Genomic DNA, 19,450 nt, shown 5'->3' with positions numbered 1-19,450 from the left:
CTTTCAGTCGTCGTTAGTTAGTCGTGGTTGTCGTCGTCAGTTTTGATCGGGGCGGCCGCGGCGCGTCCTCGCAGGCCGAACATCGGTTCGCCAAGCCCGAGAATGGCGACGAGGATCGCCACCCACCCGAGAAGCAAAACGGCGAGATAAAGGACCACCAGCAGGACCGTGCGGAACGGCATGCCGAGGGTGTAGAAGTGGATGACCGCGAGCCCCTGAAGCAGATACGCGATCAAGAAAGCGCCTGCGAAACCGGTGCCGATCAAGCCGATGATTCCGGGAACAAAGGACAGTGCGAGGGCCACGGCGAACGCAATGACCATCGCATTCGGAATCTCGAGGGTGTGGAAGTTGGGCCACGGACGCAAGGCGTGACCGGAACCCTTTGCGATCGCGCCGGCGAGCCACATGTTGAACAGCGCGATGGTGATCCAGACGATCGCCATGACCGCGGGCAGGGCGCGCGTCAGAAGGGTCCGCAAATTCTCGGTCGCCTCGGGCGTCCAGATTTCGTTGTCCGCACCCAGCGTTTCGTGGATCAGCGGAATCATCTGATCGATGGCGGCCTGGTAACGGGTCATGTCGGGACCGAGAAGCAGCACCATCAACAGCGCGATGACGCCCGCCATGATGGCGGCGGCGGCGACGATCCGGCCGGCGGGATACCAGGCGACGATCTGCTTGGCCGTGCCGGCAGGGTCAGGAACGGTGCGGTACTGCAGGCTGAGATGCACCAGGATCGTGGCCGGAATCGCCACGGTGACTGCATAGACGATACCCGGCGAAGCGCCGAGCACGAGCAGGGTGAGGATTGCCCCCACGACGCCTGCAAGCGTGACGGCCTGCTTGCCCCAGGCGAGACCTGCGAGGCACAGCGGCAACGGACAAAGATAGAGAATGAGGCCGGCCAGCGCCGCCGAGACGACGGCGGACGCAAACAGCGCCGCTGAAACCAGGCCTGCGCCTGCGCCTATGAGAAGATGTGCCGGCATTGGTCTCGCTGTCCCGCTTGCCTTCTGGGGGCGGTTAGGGGTGGGACCTGCGCCCACCCCAACTTTCGGTTCGATTTGTCGTCTGGCCCGGAGGCCCAAGCTTCTACTTGTTGTAAGTCGGTAGCCTTGACTACTGGATCAGGTACGGCAGCAGGCCGAGGAAGCGGGCCCGCTTGATCGCGCGCGCCAGTTCCCGCTGCTTCTTGGCGGATACCGCCGTGATCCGGCTCGGCACCATCTTGCCGCGCTCGGAAACGTAGCGCTGCAGCAGCTTCACGTCCTTGTAGTCGATCTTCGGGGCCTTGTCGCCGGAGAAGGGACAGGTCTTGCGCCGGCGATAGAACGGGCGGCGCGCTTGGATCGTGGTCGTGCTCATTAGGAATTGTCCTCGTTGTCGTCTCTGCTGGAGGCGCCCCGGTCGGAGTGGGAGTCGCGCGACGGGCGGTCGCCACGGTCGTGATCGCGTTCGCGGCGCGGGCCACGGCGTCCGTCGCGTTCGTCGCGATCGGAACGGCGCATCATCGCGGAGGGACCGTCCTCATGCTCGTCCACACGCACGGTCAGGAAACGGATGACGTCCGTAGACAGACCCATCTGGCGTTCCATCTCGGCAACGGCCTCGTGCGGGGCATCGATGTTCATCAGCGTGTAGTGAGCCTTCCGGTTCTTCTTCACACGGTAGGCGAGAGACTTGAGGCCCCAATATTCGGTCTTGGCGACCTTTCCGCCATTCTCCTCGATCAGAGAGCGGAAGGTCTCCTGCAGGCCTTCGACCTGCTGAGTCGAAACGTCCTGGCGCGCCAGGAACACGTGTTCATAGAGAGGCATGGTGTGCCTTTCCTTCTTCTTTGTTGCTCCGGCGCGAAGCCTCGTCGTGGGCGCTATGAAGGAAAGGCCCAAGAAGTAGCTCTAAAGAGCGCTAGCCCAGAAGAGCGGAGACACGGGAGGGCGGATTTCTCCTGCCGTCCGGCCCATTATAAATGGGCCCGGAAACGGTCCTCCGTTCAGCCTCCGACCGGAGCGGTTACTGGAAGCTGGGCTTTATAGTGGTTTGCGGACGCTTTGCAAGGCAAATGGGGACGCCGGGCGGGCGGTACTTATGCCCGCTTGACAGGCCAGATTGAAACAGTGTCTTTGGCGACCTTCCGATAAACAACGCGCCGTTCTTCCAAAATAATGAGTATTGCCTTCGTTTTTCCCGGACAAGGGAGCCAAGCTGTCGGCATGGGCGCTGGATTAGCCCAGGCTTTTCCGGCGGCTAAGGCTGTTTTCGACGAGGTCGACGAGGCTCTGGACCAGAAGCTCTCAACGCTGATGTGGGAAGGGCCCGAGGCGGATCTGACGCTCACGGAAAACGCCCAGCCGGCGCTGATGGCGGTCTCGCTTGCGGCGATGCGGGCCCTGGAAGCCACGGGTTTCTCCCTGGCGGACAAGGTCGCCTACGTGGCGGGGCACTCTTTGGGCGAGTATTCGGCCCTGGCCGCGTCTGGCGCGTTGAGCCTCGCTGACACGGCGCGGCTGCTGAAAATCCGTGGACGTGCGATGCAGGAGGCCGTTCCGGTCGGTGAGGGCGCCATGGCCGCTTTGCTCGGGGCCGATTTGCCGCAGGCGCAAGAATTGGCGGAGGCGGCGAGCGAGGGTGAGTGCTGCCAGGCCGCCAATGACAACGCGGCGGGCCAGGTCGTGATCTCCGGCAAGAAGACGGCGATCGAGCGGGCTGTTGCGCTTGCGCCCAAGTTCGGCGCGCGCCGCGCAGTTCTGCTGCCTGTAAGCGCCCCGTTCCATTGCGCGCTGATGCAGCCTGCCGCCGAGGCCATGGCCGCGGCACTGGCGGACGTGAGCATTTCGGAGCCGTGCGTGCCTGTTGTCGCCAATGTTCTTGCCGCGCCGATTACCGACCCGGAAGATATTCGGAATCGTCTCGTCGAACAGGTGACGGGCATGGTGCGCTGGCGGGAGACGATGCAATTCCTCGCCGAGAGCGGTGTCGACAAGATTTACGAGGTTGGCTCGGGCCGTGTGCTGACGGGTATGGCGCGGCGCCTCGACGGGGTCGACGCAAGCAGCGTCGGCACCCCGGAAGAATTGGAGAGCGCCGCCGCCGCACTGAACGGCTAGGCGGGCGCAAAGCATTAGGGAGAGATTCGATCATGTTCGACCTCAGTGGGAAGGCCGCTCTTGTGACGGGCGCGACGGGCGGCATTGGTGGCGCTATCGCCAAGGCTTTGCACGACCAGGGCGCGACCGTGGCGATTTCGGGCACGAATGCCGCGAAGCTGGAGAAGCTGGCCGGTGAGCTGGGCGACCGGGTTTTCGTGCTTCCTTGCGATCTGCGAGACCGGACGGCCGTCGCCGCGCTCGCGGACGACGCCGAGAAAGCCCTTGGCCAAGTCGATATTCTCGTGAACAACGCGGGCATCACCAAGGACAATCTCTTCATGCGGATGAAGGACGAGGAATGGGATGACGTGTTGTCGGTCAACCTAACGTCCGTGTTCACGCTCACGCGCGGCGTGCTGCGCGGCATGATGCGCCGCCGCGGCGGGCGTATCGTCAACATTGCGTCGATCTCCGGCGTGCTCGGCAATCCGGGGCAGGGCAACTACGCCGCCTCCAAGGCCGGTCTCGTGGGCATGACCAAGTCATTGGCCCGTGAAGTTGCGGCGCGCGGCATTACCGCCAACTGCATTGCGCCAGGCTTTATCTCCACGCCCATGACGGACGCCTTGACCGAGAAGCAAACCGAGGCTATTGCCGCCGCCATTCCGGCGCAGGTGTTCGGCAAGCCGGAGGACGTTGCGGCCGCGGTCGTGTTTTTCTCAAGCGACGAAGCATCTTACGTCACTGGCGAAACGATGCATGTGAACGGCGGGATGATCATGGTCTGACGGCCGTGGAGGTGGCGTCCGGCACGGACGTGATTTGGAATTTTTGTAAACCGGTCTACGAGTTAGGGGCTTCTGGCAAAGTCAAATAGAGTATGCTACGCAATCGGCCGTTTGCGGGGGCTTGACAAAGGACAATCCCGCCGCGATCAACCCTCCTGACTAGCCATTAGAGGGTGTCTTGGGCCGGGGGCTGCATGCTCTGAGGTACGCGAGGCCAATAGGGACTTATGAGAGTTGAAGGGACGGTGAGGAGGACATGAGCGATATCTCTGAGCGCGTAAAAAAGATTGTTGTCGAGCATCTCGGTGTCGAAGCCGACAAGGTGACTGACAACGCAAGCTTCATCGACGATCTCGGGGCGGACAGCCTCGACACGGTCGAGCTGGTGATGGCTTTCGAGGAAGAGTTCGGCTGTGAGATTCCGGACGATGCCGCCGAGACGATCTTGACGGTCGGCGACGCCATCAAGTTCCTCGAGAAGAACTCGGCCTAGATGGGCCGCCCGATCAGCCCAGGCGGTTTGATCGCGAACTTCAGACCATGAGCGATCCGGCCCGAAAGGGCCCGATCCTCGAACTCTCTGCTTAAGGATCTGGCAAAGCCGCGATGCGACGTGTCGTCATTACAGGTCTCGGTCTCGTTTCACCCCTCGGCTCCGGCTATGAAGCGGCGTGGAAGCGTCTGACGGCGGGTGAAAACGCCGCCAAACGCATCGAAGACTTCGACGTGTCCGATTTGTCGTGCCAAGTCGCCTGCCAGGTTCCCAGGGGCGACGGCAGCGACGGCTCGTTCAATCCGAACGATTGGATGGAGCCGAAAGAACAGCGCAAGGTCGATGACTTCATTATTTACGCGATGGGTGCTGCGACGCAGGCTCTCCAGGATGCCGGCTGGAAGCCAACGTCGTACGAAGATCAGACCCGCACCGGCGTTCTGATCGGTTCGGGCATCGGCGGTCTCCAAGGCATCGAGAAGACCTCGCTTCTGTTCAACGAGAAAGGGCCGCGCCGGGTCAGCCCGTTCTTCATTCCGGGACGCTTGATCAATCTGGCGTCCGGCTATGTCTCCATCGAACACGGACTGAAAGGTCCCAATCATTCGGTGGTGACGGCCTGTTCCACGGGTGCGCACGCGATCGGCGATGCCTCACGGCTCGTCGCCTTCGGCGACGCAGACGTCATGGTCGCCGGCGGATCGGAATCGCCTGTGTGCCGTCTGTCGCTCGCTGGATTTGCCGCCTGCCGCGCTCTGTCCACCAATTTCAACGACGCGCCACAGAAGGCGTCCCGCCCCTATGACCGTGATCGCGACGGTTTCGTCATGGGCGAGGGGGCAGGCGTGGTCGTGATCGAGGAACTCGAGCACGCCAAGGCGCGCGGGGCGACGATCTACGCCGAGGTCATCGGCTACGGTCTGTCGGGCGATGCTTTCCACATCACGGCCCCGGCCGAAGACGGCGACGGCGCCTATCGCTGCATGATGGCGGCGGTAAAGCGCGCCGGGATCGACGTGGCCGACATCGACTACATCAATGCTCATGGGACATCGACGCCCATGGGCGACGAGATCGAGCTTGGGGCCGTGGAGCGCATGTTTGGGAATGCCGCCGGCAAGGTTTCCATGTCGTCGACGAAGTCGGCCACCGGGCATCTGCTCGGGGCCGCGGGTGCTGTCGAGGCGATCTTCTCGGTCCTGGCGATCCGGGACAACGTTGCGCCGCCGACGCTCAATCTGGACAATCCGTCGGTCTCGACGGCGATCGACCTGGTGCCGCACAAGGCGCGGCAGCGCACGATCGATACCGTCCTGTCGAATTCGTTTGGCTTTGGCGGCACCAATGCCTCGTTGGTGATGCGCCGCTACGCCGCCTAAACGGCCGGTCCTTTTGCTTGCCAGGCGAAACACCCTTTCGCCATATTACCCCGGAACTTGGTGCCGTTATCCCTAAGGTTCGCGCTCATCCAGTATGACTTCGTCGCGGAACACCCCTCCACCGTCGCCCCCGCAAGGAACGCGGCGCCGTATTTTCGTCGATCGCAAGACCGGACGGAAATACATCGAGGACCCCGCCACGGGCCGTAAGATTCCGTATCAGCCAGCTGGTCAACAGCCTGGTCAGCAGGCTCAAGGCGCTCCCCGTCCGCAGCAGCCTCACCCCGCGCCTCCCGTGGCGCCGCGTCCCGCCGTGAACGTGGCGGCGACCAGCCCTGCCGAGGCGCTCGTGCCGCAGCGGCCGCCGGAACTGCCGCCCCAGGACGAGGATGACGACAACTCGCATCCGGTCCTGCGGTTGTTCGACGGGCTTTTCAACTTCGTCGTCATCGTGGCTGTCTTGGTGGCGTCTTTCTTCTACTTTCTGCGTGTCGAGTTTGATCGCCCCGGCCCGCTGCAAGTCTCGACGATCTTCGCGGTACCGAAGGGAGCCAGCACGACGTCCATTGCAAACCGGCTCACTGAAGAGGGGATCATCACGGATCGCCGCATCTTCATGGCGGCAATCTTCTATTTCATGCGGCTCAAGGGCGAGGGCACCCTCAAGGCCGGCGAGTACCAGTTCGACAAGCAGGCGACCATGCGAGAGGTGCTCAACACGCTCGTCGACGGAAAATCCGTTCAGTACAGAATCACGTTCCCGGAAGGCTGGACCAGCCAGCAGATTGTCGAGCGGATCTCAGCGAACGCCGAACTGGACGGGGCGGTGACCGAGATACCGCCGGAAGGGTCGTTGCTGCCCGACACCTACAGCTTCGGGACGAAGGATTCGAAGGAGGACATTCTCCAGCGCATGCAGGCCGCGCAGAGGAAGTTCTTGGCCCAAGTTTGGGAAGAGCGCGACCCGGACATCATGGTCAAGACGCCCGAGGAGGCCGTGATCCTGGCTTCTATTGTTGAGAAGGAGACGGGTATCGCGGAGGAGCGCCCGCGTATCGCTGCCGTTTTCAACAACAGGCTGCGGAAGGGCATGCGTCTGCAGTCCGATCCGACAATTATCTACGGCATTTTCGGCGGCTCGGGCATGCGTGATCATCCCATTACCAAGGATGAGCTGAAGCAGGAAAATCCCTACAATACCTACCAAATAGACGGTCTTCCGCCGACGCCGATCGGCAATCCCGGCCGGGCGGCGATCGAGGCGGTTCTGAAGCCCGCGAAGACCGACGAGGTCTATTTCGTGGCCGATGGCACCGGCGGCCACATCTTCTCTACGACGCTCGCAGAGCATAATCGAAATGTCGCCAAGTGGCGGAAGATCGAGCGGGAAATCCGTGCACGGCAAAAGGCCGAGGAAGAGGCCGCCAAATTGGCCGCGGAGCTGGGCATGCTCTTGCCGGAAGGCGAAGACGGGCTGACCCCGACCGGCGGCCCTGTAGTGTTGCCGCAGCGCAATCCGACCCGATAAGCCGCTCGGCAGCCATTGTTCTCACGCGCCGATCCATGCACACCCACACGCACGAGAACGGGCTGACCCCGAGGCAAGCTTCGTGGCCGATTCGGTCGCGACTCGGGTATAAAACCCGGCTAAGTCCGTTCGTTAGGGCGGACCGGGCCGCGTCGGGGAGGGGTGGGCAAGACTTATGACCTTAAAGAGTATGACCGGCTTTGCTCGCGCCGACGGGACTCACGGCGACACCAGCTGGTTCTGGGAAATCCGCAGCGTGAACGGCCGTTCGTTGGACTTGCGGTTGCGCCTTCCCCCCGGGTTGGAGCGGCTCGAGCCCCAAGTTCGGACGCGCTGCCAGGAGCAACTGGCGCGGGGCAATTGCACCGTGTCGCTTTCGGTAAAACGCGACGCCGGGCAATTGGAGATCCGCTTGAACGAAGCGGCGCTGGCGGCGGCTTTCGCCGTGGCGGAGCAGGCGCGCAAGCAGACCCTACTCGAGCCGGCGAAGCTCGACACGCTTCTCGGCATGCGCGGGGTCGTCGAGGTCGCGGAGCCGGAGGAAAGCGACGAGCAGCGAGAGGCATTTGCCGCGGCGCTGCTTGAGGGGTTGTCCGCGGCGCTCAATCAGCTTGTCGCCGCGCGTGTCGCGGAGGGAGAGCGGTTGACCGAAGTCATCCAAGCGCAGCTCTCGGCCATCGAGACCCTCGTCTGTCAGGCAACGGCCGTCATGGCGAAACAACCGGACCTGATCGCGGCGCGGCTGCGCGAGCAGATCGCGCGGTTGGACGAGGCCGGGGCGTCGCTCGACCCCGAGCGCTTGCACCAGGAAGGGCTTCTCCTAGCCGCGAAGGCCGACATACAAGAAGAGCTCGACCGGCTGATTGCCCATGTCGCCGCCGCGCGAGAGCTGATTGCGACCGGCCAGCCTGCGGGGCGAAAACTCGAATTCCTGGCACAGGAGTTCAATCGTGAAGCCAACACCACCTGTTCGAAGGCAGCCGATATCGAGATCAGCAGGATCGGGCTCGAGCTCAAATCCGTCATCGATCAGCTGCGCGAGCAGGTTCAGAACATCGAGTGAGGCGAACAGATGAGCGCTCCCATGGAGACGATCAAACGGCGCGGCCTCATGCTGGTGCTGTCGTCGCCTTCTGGCGCGGGCAAGACGACGATCGCGCGGCGGGTTCTCGATGAAGACCCAGGCATTGCACCTTCGATCTCGCACACGACGCGTCCACGGCGCCCCGGGGAAGTGGACGGCAAGGACTACCACTTCATCGACAAACAGACCTTCACGCAGATGCGCGACGCGAAGGCGTTCCTCGAGTGGGCGCTCGTGTTCGACAATTTCTACGGCACCACGCGAGCGCCGGTGGACGAAGCCTTGGCGGACGGCCGCGATGTGCTTTTCGATGTGGATTGGCAGGGCGCGGATTCTCTGCGCGAGCAAGCGAAAGACGATGTCGTTTCCGTCTTCGTCCTGCCGCCAACGGCCGGCGCGCTGGAGGAACGACTAAAGGCACGGGCACAGGATTCCAACGATGTGGTCGCGCGCCGCATGGCCGGAGCCAGCAACGAGATCCAGCATTGGACGGCCTACGACTATGTACTCGTCAATTTCGACGTGGATCAGTCCGTCGCGGCGGTACATGCCGTGCTTGCCGCGGAGCGTTTGAAGCGCACACGGCTGACCGGCTTGGACGGCTTCGTGCAGGGGCTGCTGACCGAACTCTAGCCGTTGGCCGACTCCGGCCCGACGCTATTGCTTCTGAGCCAGCGCATTCGCGATACGGCAGAAGTCGGCGATCTGCAGCGTCTCGGCCCGGGCCTTAGGATCGAGATCAAGCGCCGTCAGCAGCGCCTCTGGATCGGGCGTGACTTGCTTGAGGCTCGCCCGCAGCATCTTCCGCCGCTGACCGAAGGCGGCGGCGGTCACGCGCTCGAGCACCCTCACATCGCAGGACGGCTCAGGATTTGCCTTCGGCACGAGCTTGACCACGGCGGAGGCCACCTTGGGCTTCGGCGTGAAGGCATCCGGCGGTAGCGAGAACAGAATCCGCGGGTCCGTGCGCCACTGTGACAGGACCGCGAGGCGTCCATAATCCTTGCCGCCGGGCGTGGCGACGATGCGCTCGGCGACCTCCCGCTGAAACATGAGGACCAGGCTCTCGAACCACGGCGGCCAAGGATCGGTCTTGAGCCAGCCGACCAGAAGGGGCGTGCCGACACTATACGGAAGGTTGGCGACGAGGCGCGCAGGGCCTTGGATCGGCAAGGCGCCGTAGTCGATTTCGCGGGCATCGGCGCTCAGGATCTCGAGCCGGTCCGGGTAGGCCACGGCGATGTCCTCAAGCGGCGCCAGGCAGCGCTCGTCGCGCTCGATGACGATCACTTTTGCCGCGCCCTCCATAAGAAGTGCGCGGGTGAGGCCGCCGGGACCTGGCCCCACCTCCACGACCGTCACGCCTTCCAACGGCCCGGCCGAGCGGGCAATGCGACGGGTCAGGTTGAGATCCAGCAGGAAGTTCTGACCGAGACTCTTCTTCGCCGAGAGTCCGGCTGCGCGTATCACCTCGCGCAACGGCGGCAGACCGTCCGGCGCGGTCATGCGGCGGGTCCCGCGCTCGCGGCAGTCATGGCGTCCGCCAGCCGCAAGGCTTCGACGAGGCTTCTCGGGTTCGCCTTGCCCGTGCCGGCAATATCGAAGGCGGTGCCGTGGTCCGGGGAGGTGCGTACGAACGGCAGTCCGAGGGTGACGTTGACGCCGTCCTCGAAGGCGAGCGTCTTGAACGGCACCAAGGCCTGATCGTGATACATGCAGATCGCCACGTCGTAGCGCTCTCGAGCAGCTTCGTGGAATAGCGTGTCCGCGGGGTAGGGACCGCTGACGTCGAGACCGGCGTCCTGGGCTGCGAGGATCGTGCTTGCGATGATGTCGGTCTCCTCGCGGCCGAGACTCCCGTCCTCACCGGCATGTGGGTTGAGGCCGCTCACGGCGATCCGCGGCCGCGCGAGCCCGAAGCGCCGGCGCATGTCCCGGTCTGTGATGGCGATAGTTTTCATCAGCAGGTCGCGCGTCAACGCGGATGGCACGTCCTTCAACGGAATGTGGGTCGTCACGGGGACGACTTTGAGAATTTTCGAGGCGAGCATCATCACGGGGTGCGGGGCCGGGCCGTCCGCCGCGGCGAGCGCAGCCAAATACTCCGTATGCCCAGGGAAGGTGAAGCCTGCCTGGTACAGATACGATTTGGAGATCGGGTTGGTGACGACGGCCCGTGCTTCGCCCGATAGGACCATTTCCACGGCCGCTTCGATGGAGGCGGTCACGGCTGCCTGGGCGCCGGGCTCCGGCTTGCCGGGCTGCACAGGAACCGCGACAGGAACTGGAAGGATCGGTAAGGCGTCGGCAAACATGCCCACCGCCTCCAGCGGGCGCGCAACGGTCTCGATCCGAACGGACAGGCCGAGTTGTGCCGCACGCGCCTCCAGCGTGGCTTTATCCCCGAGGTAGACAAAGGGGGGCAGCTCCTCGCGGTGCCGTGCCTCGAAGGCAAGCAGGGTGATGTCCGGACCGATGCCGGCTGGATCGCCGATGGTCAGGGCGAGGGGCTTGGTGGCCGGGACTGACATGCGCAATGGCCTAGCATGCCTGGACGCCTAGGAACATCGCCGCAGCGCGCCGTCAGCGGTACTCGATGAAAGCCTTCTCGCGGAGCTCCGCAAGATATTGCTCCGCCTTTTCCTTGAGCTCTTCGTTCATGATCTTCCGCTCGGTTTCGTCGCGGATATTCAGGTCGCCGGTGGCCTCGGCGGTTTGGCTGCCGCAAACGGCATAGAGCTCGACCCCGGCGGGGCCGACCGTGGGCGGCGTCATCTGTCCCACCTTGGCGTTGCGAACCAGGATACGCGCGGGAGATCCGAGCGTTGTGGCGTCCTGGACCTTGAGGTTGCGGATGGTTGCCCCTTGTACGCCTTTGGCTAGGGTCTGGACGCTGCCGCACCCGCGAAACTGAGTCCGTAGGTTCTCGGCCTCTGCGACTCTTGCCGCGACGGTTTTCTGGTTGGCGCCGCTGGAGAGGGGAAGGCGGATCTGTTTGAGGCCACCCGACGACGACCCGCCGCCGGTCTCCGCCAAAGCTTCGTCGATCTGAGCGTCGTTCACACTCACTTCGCGGCGGAATTTTTGCTGGACGACGCGCTGCCAGACCATCTGGGCGCCGATGCGGTTCTTCAAGGTTTGGATGTTGACGCCCGAGCGTGCCAGGGCGGAAGCGAGGCCGTTGGCATCGAGATTGTTCTGCGAGGCCATGCCGTCCAGAACCCTATTCACCTCTGCCTCGCTGGGCGTAATGCCGAGCTTCTGGCCTTCCTGAAGCTGGATATGCTCCGTAATCAGCATTTCCGTTGTCTTCTTGTCGAGCTCCGGACCGGGCTGTTCCCTGGCGGTCAGCTGCAGAAACCTGGCACGCTGCGCTATGTCGTAATCGGAGATGGGGTCGTCATTGACCAACAGCTTGATATTCACGTCTTGCGCGTGGGCGCCGACTGCGGCGAGCAGCAACATGAGCGCGCCGGCGGTGGCGATGAAGACTTGCTGCAGGTTTGAAGGTGCAAGGCGCATCGCTGCTAGAGCCCTCCGCTGTCGCTGGTGCCGAGCGCGCCGGCATCTGCCGAGGCGGTGTACTCGCCGAGGTGCTTCAGCGCGAACGTGAAGACGAAGCGCTCATCCGGCTCGATGTCCTGGTCGCGAATGAACGAGCGCTGGTAGGTCACATCGATCTTGAAGCAATCGTCTTGGTACCGGAGGCCGAGACCGTCCGTGATTGTCTGGCTGCCCGCAATGTCGTAGCGCAGGTTGCCGAGCAGCCACCACTCGTCGGTGATGGCCAGTGCGCCGGCCAGCAGAATTTCCTCGCTGTCGTCCGCGTTCACGACGTTGGTGAGGTTCGGCGTGATGTCGCTCGTTTCGATCGTGCCAGGCACCTTCGCGTAGTTCACCCGCGCCTGAACTGGGCCGTAGTTGAGGCTGGAGCCCAAATCGGTCCGGACCATAGAGAAATTATCCTGATCGAAACGCGCTTGGCCGGTGAAGGCGAAACCGCTCACGGTCTGGACATAGACGCCCGTAACGTAATCCGAGTTGCTCGTTGACAGACCACTGTTCTGGTAGAACGCGTTGTCGAACTCATTGTCGCCGGCGATCTGGTAGCTTTGACCGACGACGGCGCGAGCGTAGCCGCCGCTGGCAAGCTGGGCCGTATAACCAAAGCCGGCATTGACCCGGGTGCCTGTTTCGATCCGGTCGTAACCGGAGAACTTGTCGATATCGAACAGGATCGTATCGTCGAACACCAAACTTAGAGCATCCTCGTTCGGGATCTCCTGCTGGTCTCCCACGGCATCGGGCCGAGCAATGATCTGTCCAATGGGCTCGATCGTGTGCGTGACCCGTCCGGTCGTCGTGACGAACGGATAGCGGTACTCGAGACCGGCAACCGCGTTGCCGCGCCAGATGGTGCCGTTGTCCCGGTTGTCGGATACGACGCTGTACGGATCGTCGATCGTGAGATCCTCGGTGCCGCCCAACTCGAGAACACCGGGATTGTCGAGACTATAGACGTCGCCGCGCACCCGGCCGAACGGGGTGAAGACCTGACCGATGGGATCGATCATCTGCCGCCGCCAATTAGCCTCCAAAATGAAGCGGTTCGAGTCGGTGCCGTCAGCGCTTGAGAATACCATCGTGTTGCTGTTGAAGCTCAGCTCGCCGCCGAGAACCGGCTTATCGACGATGTAGTCGTAGTCGATGATCGGGTAGACAACGGCCTCGGAGAACTCTTCGTCGGTGAACAGCAGGCTCTGCGTGTTGTAGAAGCGCGTCGAGAAATAGTTCCGCCCGCGCAGACCCTCGAGATAGATCTGCGAGACACGGTCAGTGCGCAGGCGCGAGTCGAGATTGTAGTAGCGCCGGAACGTTTCGTCGGTTTCGAGCAAGACGTCCCAACCCACGGAGTAGTAGGGGTCGAGCGCGAACACGCCCTTGGTCTTGATGCTGCCGCGGAAGTCGTCGCCATAGGCGGGGCTGCTGTAATCGTTGACGTTGTCGAACACGCCCGCGAGCTCGAGATTGAATCCGCCGTTCGCCGTGCGCTGCCGCCAGTCGCCGAGCAGCAACGTGCCGGCATTCTCCGTCCACATCGGGGCAAAGGTGAAATCGTAGTGGTCGGACAGGGCGAAGTAGTAGGGCACCTGGATCGTATTGCCGAGCTCGTTCGAGTGGCTATAGGACGGGATCAGGAAACCTGACTTGCGTTTGACCGTGGGGTCGGCGGTCTCGAAATAGGGCGCCCAGAGAACCGGCACACCGAAGAGGTCGAAGGTCGCGTTGTTGAACGTGATCTTCGCCTGATCGCGCTTGTGCGTGATCTTGCCGGCGCGGATGCGCCAAGTCGGCGCCTTGTCCGGGTTCTCGCGGCAAATCTTACAGGGCGTGAACATGCCCTTCTGGAACACCGTGACATTTCCGGCTTCGCGTGAAGCGGACTGCGCTGTGATGCGCGTGTCATCCTGCGTCACGAATCTGAGGGCATCGACAAAGCCGTCGCGGAAGTCGTCCGTGAGGGTCAGTTCGTTCGCGGTAATCACCGCGCCGTCGGGATCCTTCATCCGGACGTTGCCTTCGGCGGCGAGCGTGTTGGCGCTGCGGTCATAGACGATACGATCGGCAAGCAGCGTGTAGTCCCCGTAATAGACCTCGACATTGCCGCGCGCGGTGACACGCGAGTTGTTGTTCTCGTAGATCAACTCGTCCGCCTGCAGCAGCATCGGGTCCGACGACTTGACGTCGGGCGTTTGGACGATCTGTTCCAGGCTCGTTTGCGCCTGCGCATGCGCGCGGTCGGTGGAGACGCACAGGGCGCAAAGCGCGGCCGCAAGCACCGCGACCGGCAGCGCCAATCGACGCCCATAAGACGCGTCAAGGCCGGGCAGGGCCCGGCACATCGTTCGGAGGATTGTGAGGTTCACGCGCATCGTCATCCGTCCTCTTTGTACAAGAGCACAGTGAGTGCGAGTGACATTGCGACGATGACCGGAATCCAGGCCGCCGCCACTGCCGATGTGAGGCCCGACATTGCGAAGTTTCGCGACACCTCGGCGAAGACGAAGAACCCGAATCCGGCGGCCAATCCGAATACGGCGTTGATCTGCACGTTGCCGAACCGGAAGCTCTGCAGCGAGCATGTTGCCGCGATCAGCACCATGGTCACGAGCAAGAACGGTCGCGACAAGAGCAACTGGTACTGCACGCGGTACTGTGTGGCAGGCAACCCGGCGCGCTCGGCGATCTCGATGAAGTTCGGAAGATCCCAAAACGATATCGAGTAGACGGTGCCGAGCGTGTCACGCACCTGCGTCGGGGTCAGATAGGTACTCAGCAGATAGTTTTCGTACAGAACCGGCTCGCGGCCCGGGGCGCTGACCCAAGCCTCCTCCAGTTCCCAGCGGCCGTTCTTCAGGACGGCGCGCTTGGCTTCGATGCGCTCGGTCAGTTCGTGTGTGGGGCTGTACTGAAAGACCGAGACGCCGCGCAGTTCGAGTCCCTGATTGAGGACACGCAAAGCATGGACGACGGAGGGGCCATCCTCGCCATCTTCGCGCAACCACGCACCGGAGTTTCCCGCCGATTGCAGGAAGGAGTCGCCTTTGCCGAACGCTGCCGCATAGAGCCGCTCGGCTTCGCCGCGCGCGGATGCCGCGACCGGATTGTAGACGGTCACGAATCCAATCCCGAGCAGGAAGGCGACGAGGATGGCAGGAAGGGTGAACTGCCAAACCGAAACGCCGGCGGCACGCAAGACGACAAGTTCGGACGTGCGGCTGAGCATCAGGAAGATCACGATCGTCCCGATGAGAACTGCGAAGGGTAGGGTGAGTTCGGAGAATGACGGCAGACGCAACAGCGTGATCCACACCAAAAGAAAACCAGACGCTTCGTTCGAGTATTTTCCCGAGCGCCGTAGAATCTCGATGAAGTCCACGAAGAAGATCAGTACGCAGCAGACTAGGAACATCGCCACCATAGCGGCGAGGAAGCGCGCAGAGAAATAGCGCGCGAGCGTTCCACGTGCACTGATGCCTGGCATCTGCGCCTTCACCCCGTCTGTACCCCTCGTGCGGTCCACAACTTTATGTTTTTTGGCTGAAACTTGAGCTCGAAGTTCAGCTTGGACCGCAGTTCTGGCGACATTCTAACGTGCGCCGTCCACGCCGCAATCAGAATCGCCCCGATCGGAATAGCATATACGAGGATCACGGCCCACGCATTCAACGTGACCAGATTTCCGACCGTTATGCCGGCCACTCTGATGGCGACTGCAAGCCCAAAAACCGTGAGAATCTGGCCCCATCTACTCTCGCGCGTCGTCCGCGCCTGACCCATCAAAGCAATGGCCAGGAAGATAAAGGCAACAGGATAGAGCGGCGTTGCCAGTCGTTCATGTAATTCGTAGCGCAAGAGCCCATAGTCTTTATCTGATAGCCCGTCTTCCTCAGGCGGATCTATGAGGCTCATAATTGGCATTTGTTTGGGCTCAAGTTTATTTCGCTTATCGCCGCCTTCGGTAAACTTGGACAGGTCGACCATATTCTGATCGAACGCAATTATCTGGACGGATTTATCTTTGTCCTTTGCATTGTATCGATGAACGTATCCATCGAACATTATCAAAAAGCTACCCTCGTCATTGCTGAGAATTCGCCCTCTGTCTGCGAGATAGCTCATAACCTGCTTCGAATCTCGCTCGTCGTGGAAGAGAAGCCCCTGCAACTCGCCGTCCTGGGAGCGGTCGCGGATATGGAAGGTCAGGCCCCGCTCGGGACTGGAAAACCGTCCTGGTTGAAGGACTTGCGAGATCAGGTCGGCACGCACCTGCGTGATGAGGTCGCGGAGCGACCGCATGCAGGCCGGGTTGACGAACACGTTCACCAGCAGGATCAGCGTGCTTACGATCAGCGCCAGCGCAATGAGGGGTCGGCAGATCCGCCAGACCGTCGCGCCGGCGGCGGTCATCACGATGATCTCGCTGTCGCCGTTCATCCGATCGAGGGTGTAAAGCGCCGCCATGAGCACGGCATTGGGCGCGATCAGGGTAATGAGGCTCGGGAGACTGAGCGCCGTCATCTGAAAAAACATAATCAGGCCCTGACCTTGCGAGGTGATAAGGTCGAGCTGTTTCAACGCCGTAGCCAGCCAGATAATGGCCGTCAGCGTCAGCAGGATGAGCAGAAACGCACTCGTCACCTGCCGAAACATGTATCGGCTAAAGAGCGTCATGAGCCTGAATTTACGGTGTCCCCTAAATATCCGGAAACCGAGCCCCGCGAAGATGCCCCCAAATTCACGTCAAGCGGCTGGTTTCTATCGAGAATTTGACCAGTTTAACGTGGCGGAATTTCGGCCATTCCGTATGGGTTGCTTTCGGCCCAAGCAAGACTTACCAAGGTCGAACGATTTCCTGCCGCTGTTGCATTGTTGCACCACGGGCGCGCGGGCGCCCGCGAAGGCTGTTTCTTGCCCACCGCCGCCTTTCATGGGGCGGCGCGACCCACACCGATGGAGTTTGCCTTGACCAAACCGACGACGTTGTCCTTTGCCAGCCCATCCGGCGCCGCCGCCGACGGTATCGCTGTTGTCTTCGCGGAGGAGGGCGGCAAGCTCACGCCCGCCGCGCAGGATCTCGACAAGAAGACCAAGGGTCTGCTGCGACAGGCCGCGAAGATCGCCGGCTTCAAGGGCAAGCAGGGAACCAGCGTCGATTTGCTTGCACCGCAAGGCGTCAAGTTCGCGCGTATCGTTCTCGTGGGTCTTGGGAAGCTCAAGGACTACGCGAACGACGATTGGCTCAATTTCGGCGGCGCGGTGCGCGGCAAGCTGACAGGCCAGGAAGGGGATACGGCGCATATCTACCTCGAGACGGCGAAAGACGGCATCACGCCGGAGGATATCGCGAGCTTTGCGCTTGGCGCACAACTCCGGAACTACACATTCGATAAATACAAATCGAAGAAGGCGGCTAACAACGATGACGACAAGACCCTCAAGCGGCTTGTTATCCATTGTGCCGACCCGCGTGCCGCTGGCCGGGCCTACACGCCCGAGCGTGCCATCCTCGATGGCGTCAATTTCGCGCGCGATCTCGTCAACGAGCCGGCCAATGTGCTGAACCCGGCCGAGTTCGCGGCCCGTGCCAAGACGCTGACCAAAGCCGGCGTGCAAGTCACCGTGCTGAGCGAAGCTCAGATGAAGCGCCTCGGGATGGGCGCGCTTCTGGCCGTTGGGCAGGGCAGTGAGAACACCAGCCATGTCGCGGTGATGCAGTGGAAAGGCGGCGGCCAGAAGGGCGGCGAGCCGATCGCGATCGTCGGAAAGGGCGTGACCTTCGATACTGGCGGCATCTCTCTGAAGCCTGCCGCCGGCATGGAGGACATGAAAGGCGACATGGGCGGCGCCGCCTGCGTTGCGGGGCTTATGCTCGCGCTTGCGGAGCGCAAGGCCAAGGTCAACGCGGTCGGTGTGATCGGTTTGGTGGAGAACATGCCCAGCGGAACGGCGACGCGCCCCGGCGACGTCGTCGAGTCCATGTCGGGCACCACGATCGAAGTGCTCAACACCGATGCGGAAGGGCGCATGGTTCTGGCCGACTGCCTTTGGTACGTCCAGGAGAAGTTCAAGCCGAAGGCGGTCATCAACCTCGCGACGCTCACCGGCGCGGTGATGGTCGCGCTCGGCAAGCTGCACGCCGGGCTCTTCTCGAACAACGACGAACTGTCCGAGCAACTGACCGCCGCGGGCAAGGAGACCGGCGAGACGCTGTGGCGGCTGCCGCTCGGTCCGAAATACGACAAGCTCATTGAGTCCAAGGTTGCCGACATCAAGAACACGGGCGGCCGTTGGGGCGGTTCGATCTCGGCTGCACAGTTCCTGCAGCGCTTCATCAAGCCGGATACGCCTTGGGCGCATCTGGACATCGCCGGCACCGCGATGGCGTCGGAGCCGACCGAGATCAATCGAAGCTGGGGATCGGGTTTCGGCGTGCGCTTGCTCGACCGCTTCATCCGGGATCAGTACGAGCGCCGATAGGTCGCTGGACGGGTATGCGGCGGCGGCGCGGGAGCGCCGCCAGCCCTCAGAAACCCATATCCGATATTTTCCATAATATACCTTATGCGAATTCCGGGTATGGGTTGTGGGGAGCTTATGATGCTCCCCTAAGGCCATGATCTAGCGTATAAAATTGAACCTATCAGGGTGAGCGCAATGGAACGGATTTCATGACCGGATCGCGCATCAAGCCGGACGACAAGACCTATGCGCTGGCCGACCTGCTGGCCGTCATGGCGCGGCTGCGGGACCCGGAGACCGGCTGTCCTTGGGACGTGAAGCAGAGCTTTGCGACCATTGCCCCCTACACGATCGAGGAAGCGTATGAGGTGGCCGACGCCATCGAGCGCGGCGACATGAGCGGGCTGAAGGACGAGCTTGGGGATCTGCTGCTGCAGGTCGTCTATCACGCTCAGATGGCGAGCGAGGAAGGTGCGTTCGCGTTCGATGACGTTGCCGATGCGATCACCCGGAAGATGATCCGTCGCCATCCGCACGTCTTCGAGGACCCTACCCGCCGCGATGAGTTCCTCGGCTCAGGCCTATGGGAGCAGATCAAGGCCGAAGAAAAGGCCGCGCGCGGTGAAGCAACCGATCCGACCAGTATCCTCAATGATGTGCCCGTGGGCATGCCGGGGCTGACGCGCGCCGCCAAACTGCAGAAACGCGCGGCCGATGTCGGCTTCGATTGGTCCGATGTCGGACTGATTATCGAAAAGGTCGAAGAAGAGCTCGCCGAGCTGAAGGAGGCCATCGCCCACAATGAGCCTCAGGAGCGTATTGCCGACGAGTTCGGTGACATCGCCTTCGTCTTGGCGAATGTGGCGAGGCACCTGCACGTCGATCCGGAGTCGGCGCTGCGAGGCACTTGCAACAAGTTCATCCGCCGGTTTCAACACATCGAGACCGCGCTGGCCGCCGATGGCCGGACGCCGAAGGATGCCGACCTCGACGAGATGGAGGCGCTTTGGAACGTGGCCAAGCAGGCCGAGAAGGCCGCCAAACGAGACTAAGGCGGTTCCCG

At 62.3% G+C, this 19,450-nt stretch carries 18 protein-coding genes; 9 read left to right on the top strand and 9 right to left on the bottom strand.

The features are described 5' to 3' along the window. Positions 1-17: 17 nt before the first annotated feature. From GL4_RS10520 to rpsF, 3 genes are all read right to left on the bottom strand, one after another. On the bottom strand, positions 18-992 hold the full coding sequence (locus GL4_RS10520; RefSeq protein WP_045367302.1) for a DUF2232 domain-containing protein: 975 nt from the start codon (positions 990-992) through the stop codon (positions 18-20). 130 nt (positions 993-1,122) lie between these two features. After that, positions 1,123-1,368 carry a 30S ribosomal protein S18 gene (gene rpsR, locus GL4_RS10515; protein WP_045367299.1) on the bottom strand — a complete coding sequence of 82 codons (246 nt, stop codon included), beginning with the start codon at positions 1,366-1,368 and terminating at the stop codon, positions 1,123-1,125. After that, complete coding sequence (gene rpsF, locus GL4_RS10510) at positions 1,368-1,820, bottom strand: 30S ribosomal protein S6 (RefSeq protein ID WP_045367297.1); 453 nt, start codon at positions 1,818-1,820, stop codon at positions 1,368-1,370. The genes rpsR and rpsF overlap by 1 nt, the downstream gene beginning before the upstream one ends. Before the next feature lie 348 nt (positions 1,821-2,168). Here rpsF and fabD point away from each other — a divergent pair, with 348 nt between their 5' ends. The 7 genes from fabD to gmk all read left to right on the top strand — a co-directional run bounded on the left by fabD (position 2,169) and on the right by gmk (position 8,997). Further along, positions 2,169-3,110: an ACP S-malonyltransferase gene (gene fabD / locus GL4_RS10505; RefSeq protein WP_045367294.1), complete on the top strand. Its 942-nt coding sequence runs from the start codon at positions 2,169-2,171 to the stop codon at positions 3,108-3,110. Positions 3,111-3,142: 32 nt separating this feature from the next. Continuing rightward, positions 3,143-3,880, top strand: a complete 738-nt coding sequence (gene fabG, locus GL4_RS10500; protein WP_045367291.1) for a 3-oxoacyl-[acyl-carrier-protein] reductase — start codon at positions 3,143-3,145, stop codon at positions 3,878-3,880. Positions 3,881-4,136: 256 nt separating this feature from the next. Next, entirely contained in the window at positions 4,137-4,373 is a 237-nt protein-coding gene (locus GL4_RS10495; protein ID WP_045367288.1) for an acyl carrier protein, read from the top strand. Positions 4,374-4,486: 113 nt separating this feature from the next. Beyond that, entirely contained in the window at positions 4,487-5,752 is a 1,266-nt protein-coding gene (gene fabF, locus GL4_RS10490) for a beta-ketoacyl-ACP synthase II (protein ID WP_045367286.1), read from the top strand. Positions 5,753-6,047: 295 nt separating this feature from the next. Further along, the gene (gene mltG / locus GL4_RS10485) at positions 6,048-7,280 is read left to right on the top strand and encodes an endolytic transglycosylase MltG (RefSeq protein ID WP_052464381.1); all 1,233 of its coding nucleotides are present in this window, start codon (positions 6,048-6,050) and stop codon (positions 7,278-7,280) included. A 190-nt stretch (positions 7,281-7,470) separates the two neighbouring features. Further along, the gene (locus GL4_RS10480; protein WP_244462604.1) at positions 7,471-8,343 is read left to right on the top strand and encodes a YicC/YloC family endoribonuclease; all 873 of its coding nucleotides are present in this window, start codon (positions 7,471-7,473) and stop codon (positions 8,341-8,343) included. A 9-nt stretch (positions 8,344-8,352) separates the two neighbouring features. Next, positions 8,353-8,997 (top strand): guanylate kinase, encoded by a 645-nt coding sequence (gene gmk, locus GL4_RS10475; RefSeq protein WP_045367280.1) that lies wholly within the window; start codon positions 8,353-8,355, stop codon positions 8,995-8,997. Positions 8,998-9,021: 24 nt separating this feature from the next. Here the strand turns inward: gmk and rsmA are convergent, their stop codons facing one another. From rsmA to lptF, 6 genes are read right to left on the bottom strand one after another with little or no spacing between them, the layout of a single operon-like run. Then, the gene (gene rsmA / locus GL4_RS10470; protein ID WP_045367277.1) at positions 9,022-9,870 is read right to left on the bottom strand and encodes a 16S rRNA (adenine(1518)-N(6)/adenine(1519)-N(6))-dimethyltransferase RsmA; all 849 of its coding nucleotides are present in this window, start codon (positions 9,868-9,870) and stop codon (positions 9,022-9,024) included. Next, positions 9,867-10,895 (bottom strand): 4-hydroxythreonine-4-phosphate dehydrogenase PdxA, encoded by a 1,029-nt coding sequence (gene pdxA / locus GL4_RS10465; protein WP_045367274.1) that lies wholly within the window; start codon positions 10,893-10,895, stop codon positions 9,867-9,869. Before pdxA ends, rsmA begins: the two co-directional genes overlap by 4 nt. 52 nt (positions 10,896-10,947) lie before the next feature. After that, the gene (locus GL4_RS10460; RefSeq protein WP_045367271.1) at positions 10,948-11,886 is read right to left on the bottom strand and encodes a SurA N-terminal domain-containing protein; all 939 of its coding nucleotides are present in this window, start codon (positions 11,884-11,886) and stop codon (positions 10,948-10,950) included. A 5-nt stretch (positions 11,887-11,891) separates the two neighbouring features. Further along, the gene (locus tag GL4_RS10455; protein WP_052464379.1) at positions 11,892-14,303 is read right to left on the bottom strand and encodes an LPS-assembly protein LptD; all 2,412 of its coding nucleotides are present in this window, start codon (positions 14,301-14,303) and stop codon (positions 11,892-11,894) included. Then, positions 14,300-15,409, bottom strand: a complete 1,110-nt coding sequence (gene lptG / locus GL4_RS10450; RefSeq protein WP_052464800.1) for an LPS export ABC transporter permease LptG — start codon at positions 15,407-15,409, stop codon at positions 14,300-14,302. The genes GL4_RS10455 and lptG overlap by 4 nt, the downstream gene beginning before the upstream one ends. Before the next feature lie 8 nt (positions 15,410-15,417). Beyond that, complete coding sequence (lptF, locus tag GL4_RS10445) at positions 15,418-16,599, bottom strand: LPS export ABC transporter permease LptF (RefSeq protein ID WP_052464377.1); 1,182 nt, start codon at positions 16,597-16,599, stop codon at positions 15,418-15,420. Between the two features lie 279 nt (positions 16,600-16,878). Here lptF and GL4_RS10440 point away from each other — a divergent pair, with 279 nt between their 5' ends. Beyond that, on the top strand, positions 16,879-18,405 hold the full coding sequence (locus GL4_RS10440; protein ID WP_082025616.1) for a leucyl aminopeptidase: 1,527 nt from the start codon (positions 16,879-16,881) through the stop codon (positions 18,403-18,405). A 191-nt stretch (positions 18,406-18,596) separates the two neighbouring features. Next, positions 18,597-19,439 carry a nucleoside triphosphate pyrophosphohydrolase gene (mazG, locus tag GL4_RS10435; protein ID WP_045367268.1) on the top strand — a complete coding sequence of 281 codons (843 nt, stop codon included), beginning with the start codon at positions 18,597-18,599 and terminating at the stop codon, positions 19,437-19,439. The last annotated feature ends 11 nt before the right edge of the window (positions 19,440-19,450 follow it).

It is taken from the genome of Methyloceanibacter caenitepidi (genome assembly GCF_000828475.1).
GTDB lineage: Bacteria > Pseudomonadota > Alphaproteobacteria > Rhizobiales > Methyloligellaceae > Methyloceanibacter > Methyloceanibacter caenitepidi.
The sequence above is the reverse complement of the archived record's forward strand: the minus strand, read 5'-3'. Positions and strand labels throughout refer to the sequence as shown.